The sequence below is a fragment of the Caldisericum sp. genome, assembly GCF_049967455.1.
GTDB classification, from domain to species: domain Bacteria; phylum Caldisericota; class Caldisericia; order Caldisericales; family Caldisericaceae; genus Caldisericum; species Caldisericum exile_A.
The window spans coordinates 141,598-162,521 of sequence record NZ_JBMFSR010000001.1 but is presented as its reverse complement, the minus strand read 5'-3'; the positions used below and the strand labels follow the sequence as shown (position 1 = coordinate 162,521).

Sequence of the window (20,924 nt, the reverse complement as noted above, 5' to 3'; positions counted from 1 at the left end):
CTCAGTCGCTTATGCTCCTTCGAAGTGACAATCATTGGAAGAGGGCATATCTACCTTCGAACTTCCCCAAAAGAGGAGATTTCTCCTCGCTACGTTCGTCGAAATGACAATTGATGGAAGGGGGCAAATCCCCCATTGAACTTTCCCCTAAAAACAGTATTTATTTTTGGGGGGTATTGCGAGGGACGTGGGAGGTAATAAGTTTGCAAATAAGAAAGAAGTGTTTATAGATTTTTGTATAGATTATCCTAATTTGGAAAGTTAAACGCAACTCAATTTAATCTTCTTCTCTCCTTATACTTGATTAACATATCAAAATCTGTATAATAGTTTTGGTATGGAATACCTTCCTTGTAGGGATTGCCCTACAAGGCATAAATTTAATGTCCAGGAGGTAAAAGATGAATTACTACGAAGTGCTTTACATTGTAAGCGCTAATCTTTCAGATGAAGAAAGAGCAGCGCTTGTATCAAAATTCCACGAATTTGTTGAAAGAAACGGTGGAAGTTTAAAAAGTGAAAGTGAATGGGGTTTAAAGACCCTTGCTTACCCAATCTTAAAGCAGGATAGAGGTTATTATTATCTTGCTTATGTTAATCTTCCTGCAAGTGCCGTAAAGGATCTCTACTATTTCTTTAGGGTTACTGATGGTTTTTTGAGAGCAATGATTGTAAAGAAAGTTGAGAAAGAAGTTGAGTCCGCTCCAAAAGAACCCGAAGTAAAAGAAGAACAAGCCGGTGAACCCGAAGAGGTACAAGAAAATGTCTGATGTAAATAGAGTTTTTTTAACTGGGCGTCTTGTTGCAGATCCTGATATCCGTTATACTCCAACGGGTAATGAAGTTGCCCAATTTAGGATTGCCGTAAACTTAAAATACAGAGGCAAGCAGGATCCGACAAATTGGCAGGAAGAAACATCATTTATAACGATCGTTGCTTGGAATAGGCTTGCAGATAAGGTTGAGAAGACTATGAAAAAAGGCGATCTTATTTTTGTTGAAGGTAGACTTCGAATTCGTGAATACGAAGTGGATGGAAACAAAAGATATGCAACAGAAATTGTTGCAAGAGATATAAAACTCATCGTAGCAAAGGGCGCAAAGGAAATTGAACTTGAAGAGGCTACTGATGAGTCAGAACCTGATGTACCATTTGCATAGAGGAGGCAAAGATGGAAACACCAAAAAAAGTTGCAAAAAAGGGATATTTCTTTAGACAGAAGAAAAAAGTTTGTGTTTTTTGTGCAAGGAACGAAGAGATAGATTATAAAGATGTTGCTAAACTTTCAAAATTCATAAGCGAGAAGGGTAAAATTCTTCCAAGGAGAAATACGGGGCTTTGTGCAAAACACCAAAGAGAACTTGCAAGAGCTATTAAGCGTGCTCGTATAATGGCACTTTTGCCCTTCGTAAGAGTGTAAGATAATGAAAGTTAAAGTCCTTTTATTACAGAATGTAAAGGGCTTAGGAAACGCAAAGAGCATAGTCGCTGTTTCAAAGGGCTATGCTCTTAATTATTTGGTTCCTAAGGGTCTTGCAAAAATTGTCGACGATGATACCGCAGAGACAATTGTAGATGTCGGAAAAAATATTGAAGAGCGAAGGATTACACAGGCAAAAAATGACAAAGAAATTTTAGAATCAAAGGAACTTGTTTTTAAGGTAAATGCAGGAGCAGGAGATAAACTCTTTGGCTCGATAACCGCTCAGGATATTGAAGATAAAATTAAAAAGGTATTTGGTCTTGAAATCGATAAAAAGAGGATTGTCTTAGATACTCCCATTAAAAAGCTCGGTGAATATAAGATTCCTGTAAAACTTTATAAAGAAATTCAAGCAGAGTTAAAAGTAAAAGTTGAAAAAGAATAATGGCTGAAGAAATCAAGAGGTTGCCCCCTTATAGTATCGAAGCAGAGCAGTCAGTAATTGGCTCAATGCTTATTGATGATGAAGCAGTCCTTAAAGTGCTTGAAATTTTGCGCCCCGAGGATTTTTATCGCCCTGAGCATGAAGAGATAATGAGGGCAATTTTTGAATTAACAACTGAAAATGTTCCCATAGATATTGTTTCTGTTACAGATAAGCTTAAATCTATGGACAAACTCGATTTTGTTGGTGGAACAACTTACATTATGCAAGTTGCATCATCTGTTCCAAATGCAGCAAATGTTGAATACTATGCAAAGATTGTAAAGACGAAGGCACTTTTAAGGGAGCTTATTAAGGCTGGGGCTGAGATTTCTGAACTTGGTTTTAATGAGTCAATGGATATAGATGAAGTTTTAAATCTTGCAGAGCAAAAAATTTTTAACATATCACAGAGGAAATCCCAATCGTATTTTCTTAGGGTAAGAGATTTTCTTCATGAGCACTTTTCAGAAATTGAAAACAGGCATAAAAAAAGGTTAGGGCTTTCTGGAATACCGAGTGGCTTTCCATCCCTTGATAAAATTACAAGCGGATTTCAAAAATCAGACCTTATTATAATTGCAGCTCGCCCAAGTATAGGAAAAACTTCTCTTGCGCTTAACATAACAGAACATATTGCAATAAAATCAGGAAAACCTGTTGGTTTTTTCTCACTTGAAATGTCGAAAGAGCAACTTATAGAGAGGATGTTAGCAGCTGAGGCAAAAGTTGATATGATGAGGTTAAAGACGGGTTATCTTAGAGATGAGGATTGGCCGAAGTTAACCGAAGCATACTCTAACCTTTATGAAGCACCAATCTATATTGATGACTCACCTGATGTAACGCTTAATGACATAAGGACAAAGTCAAGGAGACTAAAAATTGAAGCAAAAGTTGAGGTTATTTTTATAGATTATCTTCAATTAATTCGATCTGAGCAAAAAGTTGAAAATAGAGTGCTTGAAATATCACAAATAACACGTGGTCTTAAAAATCTTGCAAGGGAACTCGATATTCCACTGGTTGTGCTTTCCCAGTTAAGTAGGGCTGTTGAGAAACGTGAAGATAAACGCCCAGTTCTATCTGATTTAAGAGAATCAGGTTCAATTGAGCAAGATGCAGATGTTGTTATATTCCTCCATGTGCCAGATGAAGACAATAAAGAGGAAATAGAACTCATTGTTGCAAAGCAGAGAAACGGACCTCAGGGAAGTGCACGTCTTCAATTCCTTCAGGAATACACAAAGTTTGTTGAAAGAGCTGAAGAGTATTAATTTGCCACTTGACAGAAATTAATATTTCTGTATTATATTATTGCTATACCCCTATGGGGGCCGTTAGCTCAGTAGGCAGAGCACCGGCCTTTTAAGCCGGGTGTCGCAGGTTCGAATCCTGCACGGCTCACCAGAGCCCTCGTAGTCTAACGGTTAGGACACCGCCCTTTCAAGGCGGCGATAGGAGTTCGACTCTCCTCGAGGGCACCATTTTTTATGGTGGGTTGTGGGCGGATGGCTCAGCGGTAGAGCACTTCCCTCACACGGAAGGGGTCACAGGTTCGAATCCTGTTTCGCCCACCACTTGGGATATTGCAAAAAATTGTAAGTTTAAATATAATACATTTAGCGGGGTCGTGGTGTAGTGGTCTAACACGCTGGCCTGTCACGCCGGAGACCGTGGGTTCGAATCCCATCGATCCCGCCAATTTTATGAAGATGATGAAAAAAGCGGGAGTAGCTCAGGGGTAGAGCACTGCCTTGCCAAGGCAGCTGTCGCGGGTTCGAATCCCGTCTTCCGCTCCATTTTTATTTTAGGTTATATTTGGTGCCGGCGTAGCTCAGTGGTAGAGCAGCTCACTCGTAATGAGCGGGTCGTCTGTTCAAATCAGATCGCCGGCTCCATAAGATAGAATAAGAAGGAGGCGAAAATGGGAATTTTTCTTGCAGGGATCTTTGGGGTGTTATCACTTGTGGTTGCAGTCATTTTATCAATCTCAATCCTTAAGCGTGATCAAGGAACCGAACGAATGAAAAAAATCGCAAAGGCAATCCAAGATGGTGCTCTTGCGTTTCTTCTTGAAGAATACAAAACAATGTATCTTTGGGTTGTAGTCTTTGCAATTGTTATTGGCGTTGTTATTTCTCCCTATGTTGCTATATTTTTTGTCCTTGGAACGATATTCTCAACGCTTTCGGGATTTTTTGGTATGTATATTGCAACAAGGGCAAGCGTGAGGACAACAAATGCCGCAATGAAAAGCACAGGCGAAGCTTTGTTTGTTGCATTTTCAGGTGGCTCTGTAATGGGACTAACGGTGACAGGGCTTGGAATAATAGGATCTCTTATAACATATTTAGTCTCATCAAAGTATTTTCCAGGGATTAGCCCACTTGTTGCAGTAACAGGTTATTCAATTGGTGCAAGTTTTGTTGCATTGTTTGCACGTGTGGGTGGGGGTATATACACGAAAGCTGCAGATGTTGGTGCAGACTTGGTTGGAAAAGTTGAAGCAGGCATTCCAGAAGATGACCCAAGAAATCCTGCAGTCATTGCGGATAATGTTGGCGACAATGTTGGAGATATTGCAGGAATGGGGGCTGATTTGTATGAATCTTATGTAGGTTCAATTACTGCTGCAATAATTCTTGGAGTTCTTGCACTTGGAAATAATGCAGCAACTTACATATATCTTATTGTGGGTTATGGTATTCTTTCGTCAATCATTGGGGTAGCTTCTTCACTTATTGCTTCCAAGCTTAATATTGAGCCTCAAAAAGCACTAAATCTTGGTTCTGTCATTGCAAATATTATTGCAATTATAATCTTTTATTTTGTTTCAAAAGATATCCCAAACGGTATTAGCTATTTTGTGTCAATAATAACGGGTCTTCTCATTGGACTTGCAATTGGTTTTATAACCCAATATTACACAAGCTCAAAACCAATTATTGAAATTGCAAAATCTGCCTCCGAAGGCGGTGCTGCAACAACAATTCTTTCTGGAATGGCAGTTGGTATGGAAAGTACATTTATACCCCTTCTTCTTATTGCAATAGGAATTATTATTTCATATCACTTTAGTGGGCTTTTTGGAATTGCTCTTGCTGGTTTAGGAATGCTTGCAACTCTTGGGATAAGCCTTAGCGTTGATGCATACGGACCTATTGCAGATAATGCAGGTGGTATTGCTGAGATGTCGCATCTTCCGCACGAAGTAAGAGGAAGGACCGATACCTTAGATGCTCTTGGAAATACAACTGCTGCAATGGGAAAAGGTTTTGCAATTGGTTCTGCAGCGTTAACCGCTCTTGCACTTTTCTCCTCATACATTCAGACGATGGGTATGTCCTCGCTTGATATAATGTCTCCTTATACAATTTCAGGAATGTTTGTAGGAACTTCACTTCCGTTTTTGTTTTCTGCACTTGCAATTATGGCTGTTTCAAGAACGGCAGGTTATATGGTAGAGGAAGTGAGAAGACAATTTAGAGAAATCCCCGGACTAATTTCTGGTAAGGCAGATCCTGATTATAAAAAGTGTGTTGCAATATCAACTAAAGGTGCTTTAAAAAGTATGATTCTTCCGTCTTTAATTGCGGTTATTTCTCCTTTTGCGGGTTTAATCATTTTTATGTCTTACGGAAAAGAATTTACAGGTGGGCTTCTTGCAGGGGCAGTTCTGTCTGGCGTTATAATTGCAATTTATATGGCAAACGCTGGGGCTTCTTGGGATAATGCAAAGAAATACATTGAGCAAGGAAACTTTGGAGGCAAAGGTTCTGAAGCACACAGGGCAAGTGTTGTGGGAGATACAGTTGGTGATCCTCTAAAGGATACAGCAGGTCCATCAATTAATATTTTAATTAAGTTAATGACTACAATTTCTCTTTTGTTTGGACCATATATTGTTAAATTAATTTTAAAGTGAGAAAATTCATAATTTTCTTAAAATTTTTGATTATAATAATACTTGTAATAATTTTAGCAGCATTTTTTGATTGAAAGGAAGTTTGAAAAGATGGATGTAAATACAAAAAAAATTATAAAGCAGATTATAATTGTAGTACTGGTAGCGTTTTTATCGGTTTTGGGGTATTATGTTTATATTACGGCAAAAAATTTGAGTTTAATTAATGAACACTCAAAAGGAGAAATTCCGCTTGATACTTCAAAGCCAACAAACATTCTCATTTTAGGGACTGATAGGCGGACCAAAAATGAAGCAGGTCGCTCTGATGTAATGATTCTTGTTCACCTTGATCCTGTGAATAAAAAGGTAACTTTGCTTTCAATTCCAAGAGATTCAAGAGTGTTAGTCCCAGGGCATGGATATGATAAGATTAACTCCTCGTTTAATTCTGATTATTTTGACGATGGTGGTGTAGATCTTTCGATTAAAACTGTTGCAAATCTTCTTGGTATTGATAGTAAAGATATCCCGTATTATGTAATTGTTAATTTTGAAGGATTTGCAAAGGTAATTGATGCAATTGGTGGTGTTACTATCGATGTAAAAGAGCCAATGCATTATCACTCCTGGGCAGGTGATGTAAAAATAGATTTAAATCCGGGAGTGCAACATCTTGATGGCGTCAAGGCACTTGAATATGCAAGATTTAGGTATGACCAATGGGGAGACTTTGGAGTTGACGAGGAAGGTAATATTCATGGTCGAGTTGAGAGGCAACAAGAACTTATAAAAGCAATTATTGACCAAACTAAGGATATACGTAATATCTTTAAACTTCCTCAAATTGCACAAGAAATTGGAAACGCAGTTGATACTAACTTGACTGTTGCACAGATTACCAAAATTGGTCTTACCTATAAGGATCTTACAAGCAAGGATTTACAGATTGTAAATTTTCCTGGTGTTCCTCAAATGATTGATGGAATTTCTTATGTTGTGCCAAATTATGATAAGTTGAAGGAGATTGGTGCAACCTATTTTAAATTATCAAATCAGTAATTTATAAAAGTAAAATGTGATTTAGTAAATATTTTTGATGATTTTAAAATCGTTTATGGCGGGATTTACCCGCCTATTTTTTATTTAAGTATTGCCCTAAAGTAAAAGGAATTTTTCGGGTAGAGTTCTGGGAGGGATACCCTAATTAGAGGGGGACTTGCGATTCTCCCCCTCAAAATGTTTGTCATTCCGAAGGCTTGAGCCTGAGGAATATCTCCTCAGTTTTGGGGGAGTTTTGAGGGGGAGGTGTGTTGCCCCCTCAAAATGGTTGTCATATCGAGCGAAGCGAGATATCTCCTCTGTTTATATTGGAGAGATTTACAAGTCTCCCCTTAAACTTCCCCAAAAAGAGGAGATTTCTATTAATCGAAGGGGTAAAAGTCCCCCTTCGAACTTCCCCAAAAAGAGGAGATTTCTCCTCACTACGTTCGTCGAAATGACTCGTTGTGTCATTCTGAAGCCGATTTTTCCGTGTCATTCCGAAGTGGCGTAGCCACGAGGAATCTCCTCTGTTTCGGGGGAGTATTGAGGGGGGTTGTTGCCCCCTCAAAATATGGTGATTTTTCCTCATTTTGATGAGTATAATAACGAAAGAAAAATCAGCACTTCCCCACATACCTTTTACCAATACCTGAGATTATTTTTAAAAGTTATGTTCCTCTATCTTATTACCTATGCTACTAGATACTTTGAGAAACATTCAAGAATTATAAATAGTTAAATATTAACCTTTTTAACACCTAACATACATTCTTAAATCTAAAAGTGATTCTTTTATTTGTTTTCAAAAGACTCTTGTCTTTTGATTTCCATTTTTAATGGATTTACAAAGAAAAGACCAAGAATAATTGTAATTCCTCCAATTATCATAACAATGTTCATTGGCTCTTTTAAAAAGATAATACCACTTATACTTCCAATTATGGGGTTCAAATATATAAATGTTGCGGTTGTCGAAGCCTCTTTATATTCTAGTGCCTTAAACCAGACTGCATAGCCTATAAGAATGCATAACACTCCCAAATACAGAACAGCAATCAGTGTTTGCGAATTCATGGTCAATATTTGTTTAATATATCTAGCTTTAACAAAAGGAATAAGCGCTAATGTTCCGAAGAATAGTCCTAATGTATTTACTTCTATTGGCTTGAACTTATTGTATAGGGATTTTGAAGTTACTGTTGCAAGTGCCCATGAGGTTACAGACGTTAAACTTAATAAAACTCCAAATGAATTTTTTATTTCAAATTTATGGGAAATACCGTATGTAAGCGTTATAACTCCCACAAGAGAAATTATTAATCCAATTATCCTTTTTTGTTCAAGTTTTTCTCTGAGAATAATTGAAGAAAGCACTCCTGTAATAACAGGACTAAACCCTGCAACAAGAGCTGCAACAGATGCGTTTATCATTGTTTCAGCTGTGTTTAAAAATATGTGATATGCTGGCACAATAAGTAGCCCCACAAGTAATATTTTGAGAAAATCATTAATCGATTGAATCTTTTTAATACCAGTATAAAAGTCTTTAAACAAAAACAGAAAAGGGAAGATTATAAAAAACCTTGCGATTACAAGTGAAATAGGTTCAAGTTGTCTTTCTGCAATTTTAATGAAAGTATATGAGTTTGCCCATACAAGAAAAAGCAAAAATAAACTCAAATTAACCCATAAACCAGTTTTCTTTTCCATGTAACCTCCAAAAAGCATTTTATGGATATTATAACAAAATTTTCAAAAATTTGTTGCAAAAGTATTTGAAATCTGTATAATATTTTGGTATATTTGAAAATGTGAAAGGGGTTGATTTATATGAAGGAAATTTTGAAGGAAGTTGAGAAGGAATATTTGAAAGAAAGGCCTAATTTTAATGTTGGTGATACTGTTCGAGTTCATACAATTGTTAAAGAAGGCGGAAAAGAAAGAGTCCAGGTCTTTGAAGGAATCGTTATTGCCAAAAGAGGCGGCGGCATTAATGAGACATTCACAGTTAGAAAAGTTTCTTATGGTGTTGGAGTAGAAAGAGTATTCCCCTTACATTCTCCTCTTATAAAGAAGATCGAAGTTAAAAGAAAAGGTGATGTAAGAAGAGCAAAGCTTTATTACCTTAGAGAGCGACTTGGAAAAGCACAGAATGTAAAAGAGAAAATTGAAACAGCAAGTAAAGAAGAACCCACTCAAAGTATAAACGAGGAAAAGACTGAGCAATAAATGAGTGACTTTAATAAAGAACTTCGTAGTTGGATTATTTTAATATTAATTGCATTTTTAATTTCTTTTTTACTTAGAACTTATGTTATTCAACCCTTTAGGGTTCAGATGACTTCGATGGTTGCAACACTTGAGCCGGGGGATCTTGTACTTGTAGAAAAGGTTACATATAGATTTTCGAAACCTCATAGGGGGGATGTTGTTGTTTTTATCCCCCCAAATAGTCCAAACGATAGATACATAAAGAGAGTTATTGGTCTTCCAGGTGAGACAATTTCTATTAAAAATGGCACGGTTTATATTGATCATAAACCTTTACATGAGCCATATTTGAATTCTCCTACGAGAGATATGGAACCAGTTAAAGTTCCAAGTGATTCTGTATTTGTTATGGGAGATAATAGGTCTGTTAGTCTTGATTCAAGATACTTTGGTCCAATTAAGATTTCAAGTATTATAGGTCGAGCAATTCTTGTTTATTGGCCTATAAATCATTTTCAATTCCTACTTGCATACAGTGGGGAACATCCTTAGGATAGGAATCGATGAAGCAGGACGTGGACCACTTGCAGGTCCTGTCGTTTCTGCTGCTATAATAATTAATCAGAAAATTGATAACGTGAACGATAGTAAGAAACTTGCCCCTAAAAAGAGAGAGTTTCTTTTTAATCAAATTGTAGAGAAAGCAACTGCATTTGGTATTGGTGTTGCATCTTGCGAAGAAATAAACAATTTAAATATTCTGAATGCAACTTATCTTTCAATGAAAAGAGCGCTTGATAATTTATTTTTAAGTTTTACAAGTAAATTTGGTAAGTTAGATCCAAAAGATGTTCTAATTTTAGTTGATGGAAATAGAACAATTCCTGATTTACCTTACAAACAAAAGGCCATTGTTTCTGGGGATAGTGTTATTTATGAAATAAGCTGTGCTTCTATACTTGCGAAGGTATACAGGGACAATATTATGATTGCCTTCTCTAAGGAGTTTCCTCGTTATGGATTTGATAGAAATAAAGGCTACGGGACAAAAGAGCATATAGAGGCAATTGAAAACTTTGGGATTTGTCCAATCCATAGGAAAAAATTTTTAAGAGGTATCAACAATGTCTCACTCTTTGGGTAAAGAGGGAGAGGAAGTTGGAGCAAAGTACCTTTTGTCAAAAGGTTTTAAAATTCTTAAACGAAATTTTAGAACACCGTTTGGTGAGATAGACATTATTGCAAAGAAGGGTAAAAAGTTATATTTTATTGAGGTTAAAACGAGAAGCAGTAAAGAGTTTGGTAGTGGAGTTGAGGCAGTAAGCAAAAGAAAGTTGAATCATATTATTAATTCGGTTAATTTTTACATCAATGGTAAAAATGTTGATTACGAAATTGGAATTTTAGATATACTTAAATTAGAAGATAAATTTGAAATAAATTATTTTAGAGATATTTTTTAATGGCTGGGGCGGAAGGATTCGAACCTTCGGATGACGGATCCAAAGTCCGTTGCCTTACCGCTTGGCTACGCCCCAACGCCTTTATATTTTAATGATTTTTAAGGAGAAGTCAAGAGATGAAAAATGAATTTAAAATTATTCCGTTAGGCGGAATTGGTGAAATTGGCAAGAATTCAACTTTGCTTGAATATAAAGGTGATCTTGCCCTTATTGATTTTGGATTTAAATTTCCACCGCCTGATCTATTTGGTGTAGACTTTATAATCCCTGATTATAATTATGTTTTGAAAAACAAAAATAAGTTAAAAGGAGTAGTGCTAACACATGGTCATCTTGACCATATCGGAGGCTTAAGATTCTTGCTTGAAGAAGCTAAACCTTCCGTTATTTTAGGTTCTGACTTAACACTTGGACTTGTGAAGGAAAATATTCCCCCAAAGTTAAAAAGCACTTTGAATTTTGAAGTTGTAAAACCAAGGCAAACTGTAAAAGTTGGGAATTTTGAATTCACATTTTTAACTGTAACACATAGCATACCTGGGAGCTTTGGTGTTGTTGTTAAAACTGAAGAAGGAAGGATATTCTTTACAGGAGATTATAAGTTTGATGCTACTCCAATAGATGGACGACAAATGGATATCGAAAAACTTGAGGAATTATCTAAATCTGGAATTGATGTTTTGTTTTCAGATTCAACAAATGCTGATGAAAGTGGTCTCACAGGTTCTGAATCGATTGTTGGCCAGAGTCTTTACAAGATAATTGAGCAAGCTCCGGGAAGAGTAATCGTTGCAACTTTTTCTACAAATATCCACAGGATACAACAGGTAATTGATATCTCAGAAAGACTTGGTAGGAAAGTAGCATTTGATGGAAGGAGCATTATTGAATCAGTAAAAATTGCTTCGAAACTCGGCTATCTTAAGCTGAAGGATAATGTTGAAGTTGAGTTATCAGATATTAATGCACTACCCAAAAAAATGATAACAATAATCACAACAGGTACACAAGGTGAACCAATGTCGGGACTTGTCAGGATTTCAAATGGCGAGCATAATGGTATTAAAATAACTAAAGGAGACATTGTTATAATTTCTGCAGATCCTATTCCAGGAAATGAAAGACTTGTTTCGGAAGTCGTGAACAAATTATTTAAATTAGGTGCTTTTGTCTATTACAGAAAAGAAGATGGAATTCATGTTTCTGGACACTGTTCCCAAGAAGACATAAGGTTTATGATAGATCTTGTAAAACCCAAGTATTTTGTTCCTGTTCATGGTGAATATAAGCATCTTGTATATGCAAAGAAAATTGGTGAAGAGGAAGGGATTCCCTCTCAGAACATAGTTCTTCTTGAAAATGGACTGGGTGTTGCACTCGCTGATCACAAGTTAAGAAAACTACCAAGAATTTCAACCGGTGAAATACTTGTTGAAGGGAATATGAAGTTTCCTGTGAAAAACGAAGTTGATCTTGCTCATATTGGTGAGAGGAAAGAGCTTGCAACAAAGGGGGTACTTCTCATAATTGTATTTTTAAAAAAGAATAGGGAATTTGCACGTCCAATTCATATTGAAACTCGTGGATTTGTCTTACCAAGAGGTCAAGAAGGTGATATAATTCGTGAGATTAAAGTAGAAGTAGAAAGGATAGTAAAAACCTTTGCAAAGAAGGGTGATTTTGGTAATATATCTAAGGAAATCGAGCGAAGCGTAAAGAGTATACTAAAAAAGACCGTAAAACCACCTATGGTAATTTCCTCAGTGCTTACTGAGAAGTAGTTTGCGGGAGTGGCGGAACGGCAGACGCGCTGGATTCAGGTTCCAGTAGGGCGACCTGTGAGGGTTCAAATCCCTCCTCCCGCACCATTTTATTTTTTGCTTTTGAGTTTTATGACTGTAAGCTCTGGTGGACAAAGGAATCTAAAAGGTATGACTGATGTTCCAATGCCTCGATTTACATAAATTGATCCGTGTTGAGTAGTGTAAAGACCTTTAATGTATTTTGTTGATGTTGGAGCAAGTTTTCTTGCGATAAATGGGATACCAATTTGTCCGCCGTGTGTATGTCCACATAAAATTAAGTCAAATTTTAGATCGTTAGAGAATTTTGTTTCAATATCTGGAGAATGCGATAGAGCCAGAGTAAATTTGCTTAAATCCACTCTAAATAGCGCAGAGTTTAGATCATAGTGTCCTGTAATGGTATCGTCGATACCTACTATATAGAAACTTGTGTCTTTGAATGAATAATAAACATTTTCATTTTTTAGTAATGTAATATTGTTATTTCTTAAAAGATTTTCAATTTCATTGGGTGCACTTTCATAATCCCAATTTCCAAGCACTGCGTATGCAGGACCATCATAGTTTGATCTGAATGAATTTAGAAATTGATCCAAGAAATTTAGATACTTTTTATCATCAATAAAATCTCCGGTAAAAACAACTATATTGGGTTTTATTGTAATAAGTGATTTTATAATGAACTCCTCCTTCATGCCGAAATCCTTTAGATGTAGATCTGATATTTGCACAATTGTAAAATTGTCGAGTGAGTTTTCAATTTTGCTTGAAGGAAAATTTATGATTGTAATCTTTACAACGTTTGGCTCAATGAATAATCCGTAAACAATTGTAGCAATAATTAAAAATATAATGAAGTATTTCATATTTAATTTTACCTTTTGTAAAATTTTTGCAAAATGAGTAGATTGATTTTTATATTATTTGGACCTTGACAAGTGAAGAAATGTTCGTACAATATAACGAGGTGGAAAGAATGGACAAAAAACTTACAAACAAGCAGAAGAGGGTACTTGATGCATTAATCGAACTATTGAGTGAAGGAATTATGCCTACTTATCGAGATCTTCAAGAAAAACTTGGTTTACGCTCGATTGCAACTGTTTACGATTATGTTAAAAGACTTGAACGCCTTGGCTATGTGAAAACTGAGGGAAAGGCGCGTTCAATAAAAATTGTTGCTCCCGTGATGAATAAATTTCCACTTGTCGGTGCAGTACATGCTGGAGATCCAACTATTGCTGTTGAGGATATTCAAGGATTTCTTCCATTTCCTGTCGACCCAAGATTACATCCACATGCCTTTGTCCTTAAGGTCAAGGGGGATAGTATGATTGAAGCTCATATTGAAGACGGAGATCTTGTAATTGTTGATCCTGATTCGCCTGTTTCAATTGGAGACATTTGTGTTGCCATTATTGGAGATGAAGCAACTGTTAAAAAAGTTGAAAAAATGAAAGATGGCTTATATCTTGTTCCTGCAAATCCAAAATATAAGCCAATCTTTATAACTCGAGATGTGAAAATTATTGGAAAAGTTATAGGACTCTATAGGGGAATTTCTAAGTGAATTTGCAGAATGAATAGTTTCTCATACTGCAGAATTTACAAAATTTTCTGTTCGTTGAAAGTTCTATCTTTCCTTGTTCAAATTTATTCAAAAAGGTGTTAATAAGATTTTTTATAACTTCAAGCGTCGTTTCTATCTCGCTTTTGGTATAACTTTCTGTGATGATTTTTCCATCTTCAAAGTACATTATGTGTGGATCGGCTTCAATACCAAGCGTGTCCTTCACTGCCTTATAATATAATGAAATTTGAAATGTGTCTCTTTCGAAATCATCTTTTCCTGTCTTATAATCGATTATTTTTATCTTGTTCCCGATTCTCAAAAGTACATCAAATCGGCCCCTTATAAAAGTTTGATCCGTCAATTTGAATTTGAAGGGCTTTTCTGAGTATATAAATAAGTCTTTTAGAGATATATTGTTCTCTTCAACTATGGTCGAGAGAAGTACCGAAAAGTCTTCAAGGTATTTCCAAACAATATCAAGTGTAGACCTGTTGTCTTTGTTGACTTCTCTGAAAAAGACCTCATATATTTTGTTCTTAATATAAGTCTCAACATTTTTGTTATTTAAATCAATTTCATCAAACAATCCTTCACTTGTGCTCTTAGCAAAATAGTTTAAAGTCTTATGTAGAAGCATTCCTGTATACGAAAGTTTTTCGAATTTAAAGTTTACTTTATACCCTTTAAGCTTTAATTCAAGTGCTTTTTCGCACTTTGATAACATTAATACATCAGAAACTGACAGTTCATAGACTCTTCTTTGCAATAAAAATTTCTCCATTTTGTTGTTCTTTAACATAAAGACTTTCTATCATCTTAAGTTTTTGGACAACTTCTGGTATAAGGTGTGCATATTTTTTATCCATATATTTTGACAATCTTGCAACGTTTATTTTTCCTTCAATAAAATCACTTTTTATCTTTGAAACAATTTCTTCAACAATATTATTTGCTTCCCCAGTATATTTTTCTTTTGTTTGTTTCTTCATCGTGAGAGGCGCTATAACTTTTCCTTTTTTAGGGATTTCTCCCAAAAATTGTTTAAGTAATTCTTTTGCAAAATCTGAAACCTCTTTAGTATCTAACTCCAAATCTCCTGATTCTGTAAGACTTATGAGTTTTTGAACTGCCATTAATTTTTTCCCTTCTTCGAAATTGTAGTATCTTATTGAAATATCGTTTTGTTTTATCAACTCCATTGATTTTGTTCCAGATCTAAGCTGCATCTTTTCATCTCTTATAAAGATTGCTCTGTTAAGCTTCCTCTTTTTTAATGAACTTGCGAGTTTTCTTACAGTTGAATAATAGTTTTTGGAGTTATCAATGCCAACTGACATATCATTTACTTGTATAACAAGTTTCTTTCCACGAGGGTAAAGATTAATTCCACCCAATAAAGTTACAAGTAACTCACCAAAAGCTTCTTCAAAGTCATCCTTATTGTATATTTGTGATTTAAGAATATTTTCAAACTCGTTTTTTAGGCTCCTTTTCTCTATTATCTTGCCCTCAAGGATTTCATCTGCAAGCTCGATTACTTTCCTTGGTGATTTCAGTTTATGTTCTTTTATTTTTGAAAGTATATCTTCTTTATTAAATGGGAAATAAGGATCGTTAATTTGTTCTCCCAATTTCGAAAAGTAGTAAGCGTTTCTCTTTTTTATTATTTCCAGTCCTTCTTCTGCTCTCATTCCCTCAAGGGATGCAACATTTGCAAATCTATCTTTAAGATGTTCTGGTAAAAATGAATTCCATTTTCTGAAAACAGCCGTTTGTGCACTTAAAAGTAGAAGTACATTTTTTGTATTTGAAACAAGTCTGTAAAGATCTTCAAGGAAATTGATTATCCCTTTTTCATCAAGGTGTTGATCAAAATGCTCTATTTGGTCGATTGAAAGAAGTATTGGGAATGGTGATACAAGAAAAATTGATTGAATAATTTCAAAAGCAATGTCTTCATTTACTACAAATCCTGATGTAAGATTTAGTGTTTTTGCATCTTCATTAGTTAGGCTTCCTTCATTTACAAGATCTCTCAACAGAGGATATTTTTCTTCATCAATAAGTGCTTCAATTATTGCTTTAAGGTATTTTTTGCCTATGGTATAATTACTTTCAGCTTTAATGTATTTTAAGGTTTCTTCTGAGATAACTTTTACAAGTCTATTTTGGGCATCTTTTGGCAATGACATAAAGTTCTCATAGAAAACTGCAGGAAGGAGTGTTTTCTTGGGCTTTTTTATCTCTCTTAGAAGTACCTGTATTTTTGGTTCTTCTTGTAAATTGTAGTCTTTCAATCCGATGTGAATTATTTCTCCTCTTATATGATTTATGGGTTTAGCTTTTAGTTCAGAATGCTTTCGCTCAAAACTTTCAAAGATACTTCGTAAAAGCGATGAATATGTTGAATCAATTTTTACGATAAGTGGGTTGTATAGAGCAAAGAGAAATCTTTCAGTTTCTGCATGTCTATAGATCCTTGCAAGAAGATGCGATTTTCCGGAGCCTGGTTCTCCTTGTAAGATTAAAATATCTGGTTTTTTAGATTCTTTTACTTCCTTTAGTTCTTCTATAACTTTGTCAAATGCAGTTTTATTTATGGTTTCAACGTCAATAATATCGTTACTGAAGGGGTCTTTTATAATATTTTCTTTAAAAGGATGAAGGCTTTTAAACTTCTCTATTAATACTCTCTTTTCATCCATGTTATAAAGTAAAAAGTTCTCCCCTCAAACTTTATTCCTCTATTTGTATCAGGAAAATCTTTTGGATTGTCTATGGTCTGGAGATAAATAATTTCTTTACTATCGAGATCTAAAAGGATTTTGTCAATATCTTCATCTGAAATATTAAATTGTTTTTTAACTTCGTCTTTAAAAACAGGAATTGGTACAGAGTCACCAAAATTATAAATTGCATTCAGGTTATCATATATCATCCTCAATGTATCAACATCAACTTCGCCTACTTTTTCGTGATCTGGCTCTTTTAGATAAATAAAGACATCATTAATATAATCATAGGCTCGATCAATTTCGTTTTTAAGTTGCGAAATGAGCCCTTTTAGTTCGTCAATTGCTTTCTCGACCTTATTTTTGAATTCTATAAAATCCTTTAACTTTACAAATTCCTCTTGAGAAACTGCTGTTTTAGCATGAAGTTCTTGCAATTTTTCTTTTGCATAGAGTCTCTTTTTCTTTTCGACTACTTTGCCTTCATCTATAAGTGTTTTAACAAGTGACTCAACTATATCTTTTTCCTTTGTCTTTTTTTTGTAGATTTCACTTCTTGTGATTCCATTATTTCCGCTATCAATAATTATTTTCAAAATCCCTTCTTTTGTAAACACACGATCCTCCTAAATAATTGTTATTTTTAAAACATTTTCAAAGTGTTTCTTCATGTATATTTCGTCTTCCTCGGTTATTCCTTTTGTTCCTTTCCAAGGTATTACCACCTTGTAACCTCTTAAAACTGCATCAGATGCCGTATAATGCACACATATATTTGTTGCAACGCCAACAATGTAAACTTCGTTAACGTTTAACTTCTTAAGTGTTTCTTCGAGGTCTGTCTTGAAAAACCCAGAGTAAGTTTTCTTTTTTATAATAATGTCTTCTTTATCAGGCTTTAATTCATCAACTACTTCTGCACCAACTGTTCCTTCAACGCAGTGTTTAGGCCAAATTTCAAATTCTTTATCAAACGTGTCATGGGAATCTGCAAGATAAATTATAGGCAATTTTTCTTGTTTAAACTGTGTTTTTAAATCTTGAATATAAGGAATAATTTCCTTTGCTCCGTTTATTTTTAAAGCTCCCCAATCATACACAAAGTCTTTAAGCATATCAACTATAATTAGTGCCCTCATTTTAAACCTCTTAATTTTTTAACCTCTTCAATCACTTCCTTAACATGGTTAGGAACTTTTACTTTCCTCATAATCTTTTTTATTACACCGTTCTCATCAATTATGAAAGTAGAGCGTTCTATTCCCATATATTTTTTCCCATACATACTCTTCTCTTTATAAACCCCGTATTCGGTTGAAACTTTGAATCCTTCGTCGGAGAGTAGAACAAAAGGAAGATTTTCTTTCTCTTTAAACTTTTTTATTGTAAGAACTTTGTCTCCACTTATACCAATTACTTCTCCGTTTAATTTCTTAATCTCCTCATAGTGGTCTCTAAAGTCCTGTGCCTCTTTTGTACAGCCAGATGTAAGAGCCTTTGGATAGAAATATAATATTACAATTTTTCCTCTAAAATCGCTAAGTCTTACTAAATTTCCTTCTGCATCTTTTAATTCAAAATCTGGAGCAATTTTTCCTTCTTCAACCATTTAACCCTCCTTTCAATATATTATACTTTAAAGTCTTCAAATGCAATAATGTTTTGAATAGTCTTTGCGTATTTTATTGCATTGATAATGGCATTTTCTAAAACATTTTCGAATAAGACCCCAAGTGTTAGTAAATCTTCAAATTCAATTTCATTAGTTGAAAGGGTGAAGATTGTGTCACCATCAAAGATTGTATGGGATGGTTTTATTCTTCTTGCAATTGCATCATGAGAAATGATAGCAAGTCTTTTTAATTTTGATTTTGATAATTTGACATTTGTTGCAATTACACCTATTGTTGTATTCTTAAATGGTACTTCATTAGTTTGAGTCTTCAGAATAAACTCTTCAGTGTTTATAAATCCATTTTTGCCATCGTTTAGTGCACCAGCTATGATTTTGTTATCAAAGTCATAGATATCTCCAAGTGCATTTACTACAACAAGAGCACCAACTACAATATCTCCGATTTTTATGCTTTCAGTTCCCAATCCACCCTTCATTGCAAAATTCATGCCTCTTATTTTACCAACTGTTGCACCCACACCTGCACCAACATTACCATTTGCATTGAAGTTATCCGTCGCGTTTTTTGCTGCCATATAACCTGCTTGAATATCTGGGTAAACAGGTTTTCCTATGGCAAGGTCAAAAATTATTGCACCGCTTACTATTGGAACCTTTTTTACTCCTGTATCAAAACCGATATTTCTCTCTTCAAGGTATCTTGAAACTCCACTTGCACCTTCAAGACCCATTGCACTTCCGCCTCCAATATAAATAGCATTAACATACTCAACGAGGTTTTCGGGTTTTAAAAGGTCTGTTTCGCGAGTGCCGGGGGCACCCCCCCTTACGTCCACACCGGAAGATGCCCCTTTCTCTATAATTATTGTAGTTGCCCCTGTCAGATTTTCCAAGTCTTCGTAATTACCAACAAGAACTCCTTTAACATCGGTAATACTTCCCATCACAGCCTCCATATAAACTTAATAATGGCAACAATTGTACCTGCAAAACCTTCGCCACCTAAAAGTCCAGAAGAAATAAGTGTAAAGTTTTCGCTTTGTTTTGGAAAGAACTTATCAATTACAACTCTCAAAACACTTCCAAGAAATGCGGTAAGAGAAATAATAAACGGAAGATACACCCCAATGCCAAGTATCATTGTTGGGATGTTAAAGAAATAGAGGGCAAAGCCTGTTATGAGACCAAACATGAAACTTCTTGGATTGGAAAGTCCTTGTACCATCTGGGAAACCGCATATGCCTGTGGTGCAACAAGAAATGTTCCTGGTCCTACCTTTCCATACGCAAAGTGGAGAATAAACATTGCTATTGTTCCAAACACTGCTCCCACTATGGCACCAACAAGTTCTGATATAATTTGTGCTTTTGGATTTGTTCCAATAATTGACCCTGCTTTAAAATCCTGAAGGTTATCACCTGCAACACCACTTGCAACAGCAACAATTGCAACGATAGCAAAGAGAGGAAGGTAAGAAAGAGAATTACCACCAATTACAAGTTTTACAAAGAGAAGGATTATTATTCCAAAAATTTCCATTGGCACAATGCCTGTTGCCCCGTCAGTGTAGGCAGCCATTACAACTGATAGTGCTGCGCCAACAAGCGTTAATAAACTTGCAATAATTCCAAGTTTGAGGAATATAAGTTCAATTCCAAGAATAGATAAAAGTACAACAGAGATAATCTTGTAGGATATGTTCAGTTTGCTGAATGCATTTTTGAAAATACTCAAAATTTTAGGTGTTATATCTTTTATTAGGAGAGCAATACCGCCGCCTATAATAAGCCCAATGCCCAAATTGTTTTTGAAAGTTATAGCGGCATTTATCCCTTGAAGTGCCGAGGAAAGGAAAATAGGGATAAGAATATTTCCAATAATGCTTCCTATGAACCATACCCCCATATAGATAATTCCGATAATATAACCAATGCCAAATGCCATTGGTGACATAAATAATCCGATTCCGTAATTTTCAAGACCTCTGAAAATAATTGCTTGTGGAATTTTCGAAAATCCATCTCTTAGAAAGGTAAAAATTGCTGAAGCACTAAGTGATGAAAATACTATTTTTGATTTTTTTCCTCCCTCATCGCCTGCAATAAGTGTTTGTGCAGTTGCAACCCCTACAGGGAAAGGTAAATTCGACTTTTCAATAAAAAATTCTCTAATGAGTGCAACCATAAAAACTCCAATTACTGAGCCTATTAGGGATACAAGGAACACATAGGTGAAACTTATCTTTGTTTGTTCGTTAATCATCCAGATACCAGGAATTGTAAAGGCAATACCACCTGCAACCATTGCACCTGCTGACATCCCTGTATGTGCTACGTTTATCTCCTTTAAATTTGTGTTTTTTAAGGCCTTTAAAATGGCCATTGATAAGATAGCAACAAAAATGGTAGGCCAAGGTAATGCACCAATTCGAAGTGCAACGTAGATAGAACTCATAGAGATTACAGCACTTCCTAATGCTGCTAAAATAATAGTCCTCAGTTTTAATTCTTGCATTAAAACTTCCTCCGTCCAAATTGTTTTTTTCACATAAACCCGCCATATTATAATAAAAATCATATAAATCCTTATGTTATCAAGGAATTAAGTTTATATCTTGACTAAAAAGGAAATTCACATAAAATTG

At 35.2% G+C, this 20,924-nt stretch carries 22 protein-coding genes and 8 tRNA genes; 20 read left to right on the top strand and 10 right to left on the bottom strand.

Annotated elements, in window-relative coordinates:
- The first annotated feature begins 401 nt into the window (after positions 1-401).
- From rpsF to ACP5SP_RS00775, 13 genes are all read left to right on the top strand, one after another.
- Complete coding sequence (gene rpsF, locus ACP5SP_RS00835) at positions 402-770, top strand: 30S ribosomal protein S6 (protein WP_424587096.1); 369 nt, start codon at positions 402-404, stop codon at positions 768-770.
- A complete protein-coding gene (locus ACP5SP_RS00830) occupies positions 763-1,161 on the top strand; it encodes a single-stranded DNA-binding protein (protein WP_424607132.1) in 399 nt (132 codons plus the stop codon). Before rpsF ends, ACP5SP_RS00830 begins: the two co-directional genes overlap by 8 nt.
- Before the next feature lie 11 nt (positions 1,162-1,172).
- Positions 1,173-1,421: a 30S ribosomal protein S18 gene (gene rpsR / locus ACP5SP_RS00825; protein WP_416084937.1), complete on the top strand. Its 249-nt coding sequence runs from the start codon at positions 1,173-1,175 to the stop codon at positions 1,419-1,421.
- 4 nt (positions 1,422-1,425) lie between these two features.
- Complete coding sequence (gene rplI, locus ACP5SP_RS00820) at positions 1,426-1,869, top strand: 50S ribosomal protein L9 (RefSeq protein ID WP_416084938.1); 444 nt, start codon at positions 1,426-1,428, stop codon at positions 1,867-1,869.
- Positions 1,869-3,185, top strand: a complete 1,317-nt coding sequence (gene dnaB, locus ACP5SP_RS00815; protein ID WP_424587098.1) for a replicative DNA helicase — start codon at positions 1,869-1,871, stop codon at positions 3,183-3,185. The genes rplI and dnaB overlap by 1 nt, the downstream gene beginning before the upstream one ends.
- Positions 3,186-3,242: 57 nt before the next feature.
- Positions 3,243-3,318 (top strand) — tRNA-Lys (locus ACP5SP_RS00810).
- Between the two features lie 2 nt (positions 3,319-3,320).
- A tRNA-Glu gene (locus tag ACP5SP_RS00805) sits at positions 3,321-3,395 on the top strand.
- Positions 3,396-3,413: 18 nt separating this feature from the next.
- A tRNA-Val gene (locus tag ACP5SP_RS00800) sits at positions 3,414-3,488 on the top strand.
- A gap of 47 nt (positions 3,489-3,535) precedes the next feature.
- Positions 3,536-3,612: transfer RNA gene (locus tag ACP5SP_RS00795), tRNA-Asp, on the top strand.
- Positions 3,613-3,635: 23 nt separating this feature from the next.
- A tRNA-Gly gene (locus ACP5SP_RS00790) sits at positions 3,636-3,710 on the top strand.
- Positions 3,711-3,734: 24 nt separating this feature from the next.
- Positions 3,735-3,809: transfer RNA gene (locus tag ACP5SP_RS00785), tRNA-Thr, on the top strand.
- Positions 3,810-3,835: 26 nt separating this feature from the next.
- Positions 3,836-5,836 (top strand): sodium-translocating pyrophosphatase, encoded by a 2,001-nt coding sequence (locus tag ACP5SP_RS00780; RefSeq protein ID WP_424587099.1) that lies wholly within the window; start codon positions 3,836-3,838, stop codon positions 5,834-5,836.
- A 90-nt stretch (positions 5,837-5,926) separates the two neighbouring features.
- Positions 5,927-6,877 carry an LCP family protein gene (locus ACP5SP_RS00775; protein WP_428075858.1) on the top strand — a complete coding sequence of 317 codons (951 nt, stop codon included), beginning with the start codon at positions 5,927-5,929 and terminating at the stop codon, positions 6,875-6,877.
- Positions 6,878-7,651: 774 nt separating this feature from the next.
- Here the strand turns inward: ACP5SP_RS00775 and ACP5SP_RS00770 are convergent.
- Positions 7,652-8,569, bottom strand: coding sequence for a DMT family transporter (locus tag ACP5SP_RS00770; protein WP_424596372.1), 918 nt, complete (start codon positions 8,567-8,569; stop codon positions 7,652-7,654).
- 120 nt (positions 8,570-8,689) lie between these two features.
- Here ACP5SP_RS00770 and rplS point away from each other — a divergent pair, with 120 nt between their 5' ends.
- The 4 genes from rplS to ACP5SP_RS00750 are packed head-to-tail and all read left to right on the top strand — an operon-like array spanning position 8,690 to position 10,533.
- The gene (gene rplS, locus ACP5SP_RS00765; RefSeq protein ID WP_416084402.1) at positions 8,690-9,088 is read left to right on the top strand and encodes a 50S ribosomal protein L19; all 399 of its coding nucleotides are present in this window, start codon (positions 8,690-8,692) and stop codon (positions 9,086-9,088) included.
- Positions 9,089-9,622, top strand: a complete 534-nt coding sequence (gene lepB / locus ACP5SP_RS00760) for a signal peptidase I (RefSeq protein WP_424586464.1) — start codon at positions 9,089-9,091, stop codon at positions 9,620-9,622.
- Positions 9,606-10,214: a ribonuclease HII gene (locus ACP5SP_RS00755; RefSeq protein ID WP_424586465.1), complete on the top strand. Its 609-nt coding sequence runs from the start codon at positions 9,606-9,608 to the stop codon at positions 10,212-10,214. Before lepB ends, ACP5SP_RS00755 begins: the two co-directional genes overlap by 17 nt.
- A complete protein-coding gene (locus ACP5SP_RS00750) occupies positions 10,195-10,533 on the top strand; it encodes a YraN family protein (protein ID WP_424586466.1) in 339 nt (112 codons plus the stop codon). Before ACP5SP_RS00755 ends, ACP5SP_RS00750 begins: the two co-directional genes overlap by 20 nt.
- On the opposite strand, the gene ACP5SP_RS00745 is transcribed toward ACP5SP_RS00750, so the two are convergent.
- Positions 10,534-10,608 (bottom strand) — tRNA-Gln (locus ACP5SP_RS00745).
- Positions 10,609-10,649: 41 nt separating this feature from the next.
- On the opposite strand from ACP5SP_RS00745, the gene ACP5SP_RS00740 reads away from it, so the two are divergent.
- Positions 10,650-12,314, top strand: a complete 1,665-nt coding sequence (locus ACP5SP_RS00740; protein ID WP_424586467.1) for a ribonuclease J — start codon at positions 10,650-10,652, stop codon at positions 12,312-12,314.
- Between the two features lie 3 nt (positions 12,315-12,317).
- A tRNA-Leu gene (locus ACP5SP_RS00735) sits at positions 12,318-12,401 on the top strand.
- Between the two features lie 2 nt (positions 12,402-12,403).
- Here ACP5SP_RS00735 and ACP5SP_RS00730 read toward each other — a convergent pair.
- Positions 12,404-13,204: a metallophosphoesterase gene (locus ACP5SP_RS00730; protein WP_424586468.1), complete on the bottom strand. Its 801-nt coding sequence runs from the start codon at positions 13,202-13,204 to the stop codon at positions 12,404-12,406.
- 110 nt (positions 13,205-13,314) lie between these two features.
- Here ACP5SP_RS00730 and lexA point away from each other — a divergent pair, with 110 nt between their 5' ends.
- Positions 13,315-13,908 carry a transcriptional repressor LexA gene (gene lexA / locus ACP5SP_RS00725; RefSeq protein WP_416084407.1) on the top strand — a complete coding sequence of 198 codons (594 nt, stop codon included), beginning with the start codon at positions 13,315-13,317 and terminating at the stop codon, positions 13,906-13,908.
- Here lexA and ACP5SP_RS00720 read toward each other — a convergent pair.
- The 7 genes from ACP5SP_RS00720 to ACP5SP_RS00690 are packed head-to-tail and all read right to left on the bottom strand — an operon-like array spanning position 13,901 to position 20,794.
- Positions 13,901-14,692: a PD-(D/E)XK nuclease family protein gene (locus tag ACP5SP_RS00720; protein WP_428075855.1), complete on the bottom strand. Its 792-nt coding sequence runs from the start codon at positions 14,690-14,692 to the stop codon at positions 13,901-13,903. The two genes, lexA and ACP5SP_RS00720, sit on opposite strands and share 8 nt — an antisense overlap.
- Positions 14,658-16,616 carry an NB-ARC domain-containing protein gene (locus tag ACP5SP_RS00715; protein ID WP_428075853.1) on the bottom strand — a complete coding sequence of 653 codons (1,959 nt, stop codon included), beginning with the start codon at positions 16,614-16,616 and terminating at the stop codon, positions 14,658-14,660. Before ACP5SP_RS00715 ends, ACP5SP_RS00720 begins: the two co-directional genes overlap by 35 nt.
- A complete protein-coding gene (locus ACP5SP_RS00710; protein WP_424586471.1) occupies positions 16,595-17,260 on the bottom strand; it encodes a hypothetical protein in 666 nt (221 codons plus the stop codon). Before ACP5SP_RS00710 ends, ACP5SP_RS00715 begins: the two co-directional genes overlap by 22 nt.
- A 9-nt stretch (positions 17,261-17,269) precedes the next feature.
- Complete coding sequence (locus tag ACP5SP_RS00705) at positions 17,270-17,782, bottom strand: cysteine hydrolase family protein (RefSeq protein ID WP_428075851.1); 513 nt, start codon at positions 17,780-17,782, stop codon at positions 17,270-17,272.
- Positions 17,779-18,252, bottom strand: a complete 474-nt coding sequence (gene bcp, locus ACP5SP_RS00700; RefSeq protein WP_416084412.1) for a thioredoxin-dependent thiol peroxidase — start codon at positions 18,250-18,252, stop codon at positions 17,779-17,781. Before bcp ends, ACP5SP_RS00705 begins: the two co-directional genes overlap by 4 nt.
- 20 nt (positions 18,253-18,272) lie before the next feature.
- Complete coding sequence (locus ACP5SP_RS00695) at positions 18,273-19,223, bottom strand: P1 family peptidase (protein WP_424586473.1); 951 nt, start codon at positions 19,221-19,223, stop codon at positions 18,273-18,275.
- Positions 19,223-20,794 (bottom strand): OPT/YSL family transporter, encoded by a 1,572-nt coding sequence (locus ACP5SP_RS00690; protein WP_428075849.1) that lies wholly within the window; start codon positions 20,792-20,794, stop codon positions 19,223-19,225. The genes ACP5SP_RS00695 and ACP5SP_RS00690 overlap by 1 nt, the downstream gene beginning before the upstream one ends.
- Positions 20,795-20,924 lie beyond the last annotated feature (130 nt).

Coding starts and splice junctions, on each gene's coding strand:
- rpsF (WP_424587096.1), top strand. CDS start 402: ATGAATTACTACGAAGTGCTTTACATTGTAAGCGCTAATCTTTCAGAT.
- ACP5SP_RS00830 (WP_424607132.1), top strand. CDS start 763: ATGTCTGATGTAAATAGAGTTTTTTTAACTGGGCGTCTTGTTGCAGAT.
- rpsR (WP_416084937.1), top strand. CDS start 1,173: ATGGAAACACCAAAAAAAGTTGCAAAAAAGGGATATTTCTTTAGACAG.
- rplI (WP_416084938.1), top strand. CDS start 1,426: ATGAAAGTTAAAGTCCTTTTATTACAGAATGTAAAGGGCTTAGGAAAC.
- dnaB (WP_424587098.1), top strand. CDS start 1,869: ATGGCTGAAGAAATCAAGAGGTTGCCCCCTTATAGTATCGAAGCAGAG.
- ACP5SP_RS00780 (WP_424587099.1), top strand. CDS start 3,836: ATGGGAATTTTTCTTGCAGGGATCTTTGGGGTGTTATCACTTGTGGTT.
- ACP5SP_RS00775 (WP_428075858.1), top strand. CDS start 5,927: ATGGATGTAAATACAAAAAAAATTATAAAGCAGATTATAATTGTAGTA.
- ACP5SP_RS00770 (WP_424596372.1), bottom strand. CDS start 8,569: ATGGAAAAGAAAACTGGTTTATGGGTTAATTTGAGTTTATTTTTGCTT.
- rplS (WP_416084402.1), top strand. CDS start 8,690: ATGAAGGAAATTTTGAAGGAAGTTGAGAAGGAATATTTGAAAGAAAGG.
- lepB (WP_424586464.1), top strand. CDS start 9,089: ATGAGTGACTTTAATAAAGAACTTCGTAGTTGGATTATTTTAATATTA.
- ACP5SP_RS00750 (WP_424586466.1), top strand. CDS start 10,195: ATGTCTCACTCTTTGGGTAAAGAGGGAGAGGAAGTTGGAGCAAAGTAC.
- ACP5SP_RS00740 (WP_424586467.1), top strand. CDS start 10,650: ATGAAAAATGAATTTAAAATTATTCCGTTAGGCGGAATTGGTGAAATT.
- ACP5SP_RS00730 (WP_424586468.1), bottom strand. CDS start 13,204: ATGAAATACTTCATTATATTTTTAATTATTGCTACAATTGTTTACGGA.
- lexA (WP_416084407.1), top strand. CDS start 13,315: ATGGACAAAAAACTTACAAACAAGCAGAAGAGGGTACTTGATGCATTA.
- ACP5SP_RS00720 (WP_428075855.1), bottom strand. CDS start 14,692: ATGGAGAAATTTTTATTGCAAAGAAGAGTCTATGAACTGTCAGTTTCT.
- ACP5SP_RS00715 (WP_428075853.1), bottom strand. CDS start 16,616: ATGGATGAAAAGAGAGTATTAATAGAGAAGTTTAAAAGCCTTCATCCT.
- ACP5SP_RS00705 (WP_428075851.1), bottom strand. CDS start 17,782: ATGAGGGCACTAATTATAGTTGATATGCTTAAAGACTTTGTGTATGAT.
- bcp (WP_416084412.1), bottom strand. CDS start 18,252: ATGGTTGAAGAAGGAAAAATTGCTCCAGATTTTGAATTAAAAGATGCA.
- ACP5SP_RS00695 (WP_424586473.1), bottom strand. CDS start 19,223: ATGGGAAGTATTACCGATGTTAAAGGAGTTCTTGTTGGTAATTACGAA.
- ACP5SP_RS00690 (WP_428075849.1), bottom strand. CDS start 20,794: ATGCAAGAATTAAAACTGAGGACTATTATTTTAGCAGCATTAGGAAGT.